Here is a 5,244-nt window from a genome sequence, read left to right on the forward strand (position 1 = left end):
GATCGCACGCCTGCCCGACGGCACCCTGTTCATCTCCGACGAATATGGCCCCAACATCTACCGCTTCTCGGCGGACGGCCATCTGATGTCGGCCACCCAGCCGCCGGCGGCCCTGGTGCCGACGCGCCACAGCAAGCCGAATTTCGCTTCGGACAATCCTGGTCCGGGCGCGGCCGAGGCCGATCCGAAGGATCCCGAGACCGGCCGCCAGAACAATCAGGGCCTCGAGGGCATGTCGATGACGCCGGACGGCAAATTCCTGATCGCCGTGCTGCAGTCGGCGACCCGCCAGGATGGCGGCGATTCCGGCTCGACGCGCCAGAACACCCGCGTCCTCGTCTATGACGCCTCCGACCTCGCTCACCTCAAGCTGGCGCACGAGTATGTCGTGCCGCTGCCGGTGTTCAAGGACGCCAAGGGCAAGACCAAGGTGGCTGCGCAGAGCGAGATCGTTGCGCTGTCCGACAAGAGCTTCCTGATGCTGGCGCGCGACAGCGGCAACGGCCAGGGCGTCAAGGGCGATGAGTCGCTTTACCGCAAGATCGAGATCGTCGACCTCTCCGCCGCCACCGATATCGCCAACGGCCCGTTCGATGCCGCCGACAAGCCGGTTGCGCCGAAAGGCGTGCTCGACCCGTCGGTGACGCCGGCCAAGCTGACCTCCTTCATCGACATCAACGACAAGGGCGAGCTCGGCCGCTTCGGCCTGCACAATGGCGCGCCGAACGACAAGAACAACCTCTCGGAGAAATGGGAAGCGATGTCGCTGGTGAGCGTGCTCGATCCGAAGCTGCCCGACGACTATTTCCTGTTCGTCGCCAACGACAACGACTTCCTGACCCAGGATGGCTTCCAGGTCGGCGCCCCCTACAAGGCCGAGGATGGCGCCGATGTCGACACCACCTTCCTCGTCTACCAGGTTACCCTCCCCGGCCTGTCGGGAAGCAGCCTCGCCGCGAACTAGCACCGCCGCCGGGGGCGCTCCATCGCTTCGAGCCCGGAAGGGATGCATGAGCGTCAGGCCTGCGATAGCATCGCGGGCCTGATTCATTTTCGGTGCCCGTCATGGATGACGACAAGCCCGCTCACCGGCGGACCCACGACCTCACCAGCGGCCCGATTCCGCGTACGCTGCTTCTGTTTGCCTTGCCGGTGCTCGGCTCCAACGTGCTGCAGTCGCTCAACGGCTCGATCAATGCCGTCTGGGTCGGGCGCTTCCTTGGCGAAGCGGCGCTGACTGCGACTTCCAACGCCAATCTGGTGCTGTTCCTGATCCTCGGCACCGTCTTCGGTATCGGCATGGCCGCGACCATCCTGGTCGCCCAGTCGGTTGGCGCCCGCGACCTGCCCGAGGCGCGGCGCATCGTCGGCACCAGCGCCACCTTCTTCTTCCTGGTCTCGGTGGTGTTCGCGGTCTGCGGCTGGACCTGGGTCGACGCCATCCTCACCGGTCTCGGCACGCCCGCGGATGCCTTGCCGCTGGCGCGCAGCTATCTGCGCATCATCTTCGTCGCGGTGCCGATGATGAACCTGTTGTCCTTCGTCATGACGGTGCTGCGCGGCGCCGGCGATTCGCGCACGCCGTTTGTCTTCATGGCGCTGGCGGTCGTGCTCGATGTCGTCCTGAACCCGCTCTTGATCCGCGGCATCGGCCCCTTCCCCGCGTTGGGCATCGCCGGTTCGGCCACCGCGACGCTGATCGGCCAAACGGTGAGCGTGGTCGCCATCCTGATCGTGCTCTATGCGCGCAAGCACCCGCTGCGGCTGGCCGGCAGCAACCTCGCTTTGCTCATGCCCGATCCGGCGCTTTTGCGCGTCGTCGTCTCCAAGGGCATTCCCATGGGCCTGCAGATGATCGTCATCTCGGCCGCGGCGCTGACCGTGATGGGCATCGTCAACTCCTACGGCTCGCAGGTTGCGGCGGCTTATGGCATCGCGGCGCAGCTCTGGACCTATATCCAGATGCCGGCTCTGGCCATCGGCGCCGCAGTCTCTTCCATGGCGGCGCAGAATGTCGGCGCCGGGCGCTGGGACCGCATCGGCAAGGTTGCCGCGTCCGGGGTGGGCTTCAACCTTGTTCTCACCGGCGCGCTGGTGGCGCTGCTGTTCGTCTTCGACCGCCCGGTGCTGAGCCTGTTCCTGGCGAGCGACAGTACGGCGATCGACATCGCCGCGCACATCAACAAGGCGGCGTCCTGGTCCTTCATCCTGTTCGGCATCACCATCGTGCTGTTCGCCACGGTGCGCGCCACCGGCGCCGTCATGCCGCCTCTGATCATCCTGATCATCTCGGTGCTGATCGTGCGCACCGGCTTTGCCTATTCCATGCGAAGTGTCATCGGTCAGGAAGCGCTGTGGTGGAGCTTTCCGGCCGGCTCGATCACCTCTCTCGTGCTGGCCGCCGCCTACTATCGCTTTGGCCGCTGGCGCACGATGCACATGATCGAGGGGCGCCCGGCCGCCGGCGAGCCGCCGGACACTGGCCTCGGCGTGCCGCGCCAGCGCGCGCGCCTTTCGCCCGAGACGCCGAACGGCTGAAGGCGCTGCTGGATTGGCGGCTGCTCGAGGTCACCTCGCGTAGCGCGCGCCGAACCCCAGCGCCACCAGCGAGAAGATCGTGATCATTGCGGCAAAGGCCAGGCTGGCGACGATCGCATTCGTCCAGCTCGACAGCACGCCGATGCCGACAATCGGCAGCGCATTGCCGCAGAAGCAGCAGATGAAGAAGGCCGAAACCACTTCGGCGCGTCTGTCGGCCGGAGCAATCTGGCTCACCACCTGCAAGCCGCCCCGATAGCCGAGCGCCGCCGCCACGCCGCAGAGCGCGGTGGCAATCACCATGATCGCCATCGAAGCAAAGACCTGCGCCGCGACAACCATCGCCACCGTGGGGATCATCAGGATAAGCGCTGCCAGCATGACGGTGCGGCTGGCGAGCCGCGCCGTCGCCAGGATCGTCGCGGCAGTCACGATCGACAGTTCGAAGAACAGAGCCCCGGCTTCGGCGTGGTTGGTGACATGCAGCTGCTGCGCCAGCACGCTCGGCGCCAGCGCTGCATAGAAGCCGACGAGAGCCATGGCGCCGAAGCCGGTCACCGCAGGCGCCACGAACCGCGCGCGGATGCTGTCGGGAACCGAAAGCCGCGGCCGCATCGGAACGTGGGAGAGCCGTCCCGGCTCGGACACGGTCTCGCGCGTGCGCCAGATCAGCAGCGTGACCAGCGCCAGCAGAGCGAGATAGACGGCGAATGTCAGCCTGAGCGGCCAGGGCGCGTATTCGGCCAGCAGGCCCGATATCAGGGCACCGAGGCCGAGACCGACGAAGTTGGTGCTGGTGGCAATGATGGCGGACCGCGACTTGTCCTCGCCTTCGATCAGCTCGGCGAGCCAGGCGGTGCCGGTTCCCGCGCCGATCCCGATGCCCAGCCCGCTGAGGATGCGGGCGATGTCGAGCCACGCGAGGTTTTCGGCGAAGAGGAAAAACAGCGCGCTGACCACGGCGACTGCCATCGCCGCCAGCGCCGTCGGACGGCGGCCGATGACATCCGACAACCGCCCGAAAAACAGCAGCGCCGCAAGATTGCCGATCACATAGACGGCGTAGACCAGCGTCAGGGTGATCTGCGAAAACCCGAAGGCCTGTTTGTAGATTACATAGAGCGGCGTCAAAGCCGTGCTGCCGGCAAAGAGTGCTGCAATCATGGCGGCGACGGCAGCCATCGCCGCGCCGCCGCTGAGTTCATTGTCGCGCGTGATTGTCTGAGCGTAGCTGGTCATCGGAACCTCCGGCCAGTTTGCAAGCCCCAGCGCCCATGTAGTGGCGGCCATCCCGCATTCCGAACGCCCTCCTGACAATTCTGGCAGTATGGCCTCGCGCGAAATCCTTGCGTAACGTCTGTCAACCGACAAAGGAGGAACCATGGGCAAGGGACGGGTCGAGGCATTCACCGATGGCGTGGTCGCCATCATCATCACCATCATGGTGCTGGAGCTGAAGGTGCCGCACGGCGAGGACCTTGCCGCGCTGGCGCCGCTGTGGCCGGTCTTCTTCTCCTATGTGCTGTCCTTCATCAACGTCGGCATCTACTGGAACAATCTGCACAACATGTTCCACACCGTGCAGCGCGTCGACGGCCGTGTCCTGTGGGCCAACCTCAACCTTCTGTTCTGGCTGTCGCTGATGCCGGTGACCACGGCCTTCATGGGCGAGAACCATTTCGCGCCGGTGCCGGTCGCCGTCTACGGCGTCGACCTGGCGCTTTGCGCCATTGCCTACAACATCCTGGTCATCAAGCTTCGCCATCTGCATGGCGCCGAGACGACCTTTGCCCGGGCCGTGGGTCAGGATCGCAAGGGCAAGATTTCGCTGGCCCTCTATCTGGCCGGGATAGCGCTGACCTTCGTCAGTCAATGGATCGGCGTGGCCATCTATGTGCTGGTTGCGACCATCTGGTTCGCGCCGGACAAGCGCTTCGAAAGGCTGATCGAAAAATAACCGAAGCAATTCCAGGAAAAGTGCGTAGCGGTTTTCCGTCCGGACATTGCGAAAAACCCGCCCTACCTCCGCATCGCCTTCAGCTTCTCGGCCACCGAGGCGGCTAGGTCGGCATAGCGTTCTTCCAGCCGCTCGGCCGCCGTGATGACGGGAAAATCATGGCCGAATTTTTCCAGGGCCAGACGCAGCTTCTCGGCGAAGTCCGCCTGTTTCTCCAGCGCCGCGAAAAGCGTCTTGACCTGTGCCTCGCTGATATCGGGGTTGGCGAGCATCTTCGGCACCTCCCGGCTCATCTGATCGCCGGTGGTGGTCTGCTCCTTCAGGATTTCGATCCAGTCGGTCAAATGTCGAGCTCCTTTCCTGCCAGCATGCGCGGGGCGAGCAGTCGCGGTCAACCCATTGCGGCTATTGCCGTCAACCGTTGCGGCTATTGCCGTCAACCCGTTGCCGCCCTCGCGTCAAACATCGCGGCGATCGAGGCTTGTCTCGGCTCCGGCCGGCGTTAAGTTCGGCTCGACCCAGAACAAGGACATGGACCATGACCAGCGACGCCGAAATCCAGACCGCCCTGCCCGCTTTTGCCTCCGGCAATGTCGCCGTCATCACCGGCGGCGCCAGCGGCATCGGCCTTGCCGCGGCGAAGCGATTCGCCGCCATGGGCGTGAAGACGGTCATTGCCGATATCGGCGGCGTGCGCCTTGACCAGGCCAGACAGGCGGTCGCCGCCATTGCCGGCGACGATGCCGTTT

6 protein-coding genes are annotated in these 5,244 nt (G+C 65.1%); 4 read left to right on the top strand and 2 right to left on the bottom strand.

What is annotated here, in order from left to right:
• A partial coding sequence (locus tag EOA29_RS24150; RefSeq protein WP_145969767.1) for an esterase-like activity of phytase family protein occupies positions 1-964 on the top strand: 964 nt, incomplete at its 5' end.
• 101 nt (positions 965-1,065) lie between these two features.
• Complete coding sequence (locus EOA29_RS24155; RefSeq protein ID WP_126093111.1) at positions 1,066-2,538, top strand: MATE family efflux transporter; 1,473 nt, start codon at positions 1,066-1,068, stop codon at positions 2,536-2,538.
• 30 nt (positions 2,539-2,568) lie between these two features.
• Here the strand turns inward: EOA29_RS24155 and EOA29_RS24160 are convergent, their stop codons facing one another.
• Complete coding sequence (locus tag EOA29_RS24160) at positions 2,569-3,777, bottom strand: MFS transporter (protein ID WP_126093110.1); 1,209 nt, start codon at positions 3,775-3,777, stop codon at positions 2,569-2,571.
• 142 nt (positions 3,778-3,919) lie between these two features.
• On the opposite strand from EOA29_RS24160, the gene EOA29_RS24165 reads away from it, so the two are divergent.
• Positions 3,920-4,495 (top strand): TMEM175 family protein, encoded by a 576-nt coding sequence (locus EOA29_RS24165; protein WP_126093109.1) that lies wholly within the window; start codon positions 3,920-3,922, stop codon positions 4,493-4,495.
• Between the two features lie 62 nt (positions 4,496-4,557).
• Here the strand turns inward: EOA29_RS24165 and EOA29_RS24170 are convergent, their stop codons facing one another.
• Positions 4,558-4,839, bottom strand: coding sequence for a hypothetical protein (locus EOA29_RS24170; RefSeq protein ID WP_126093108.1), 282 nt, complete (start codon positions 4,837-4,839; stop codon positions 4,558-4,560).
• Between the two features lie 194 nt (positions 4,840-5,033).
• On the opposite strand from EOA29_RS24170, the gene EOA29_RS24175 reads away from it, so the two are divergent.
• Positions 5,034-5,244, top strand: a 211-nt coding sequence (locus tag EOA29_RS24175) for an SDR family NAD(P)-dependent oxidoreductase (protein WP_127221696.1), incomplete at its 3' end; no start/stop codon positions are given.

It is taken from the genome of Mesorhizobium sp. M1E.F.Ca.ET.063.01.1.1, assembly GCF_003998155.1.
Classification (GTDB): Bacteria; Pseudomonadota; Alphaproteobacteria; order Rhizobiales; family Rhizobiaceae; genus Mesorhizobium.

Bases quoted from the DNA above. Each gene is read 5' to 3' on its own strand.
- EOA29_RS24165 (WP_126093109.1), top strand. From the start codon at position 3,920: ATGGGCAAGGGACGGGTCGAGGCATTCACCGATGGCGTGGTCGCCATC.
- EOA29_RS24160 (WP_126093110.1), bottom strand. From the start codon at position 3,777: ATGACCAGCTACGCTCAGACAATCACGCGCGACAATGAACTCAGCGGC.
- EOA29_RS24155 (WP_126093111.1), top strand. From the start codon at position 1,066: ATGGATGACGACAAGCCCGCTCACCGGCGGACCCACGACCTCACCAGC.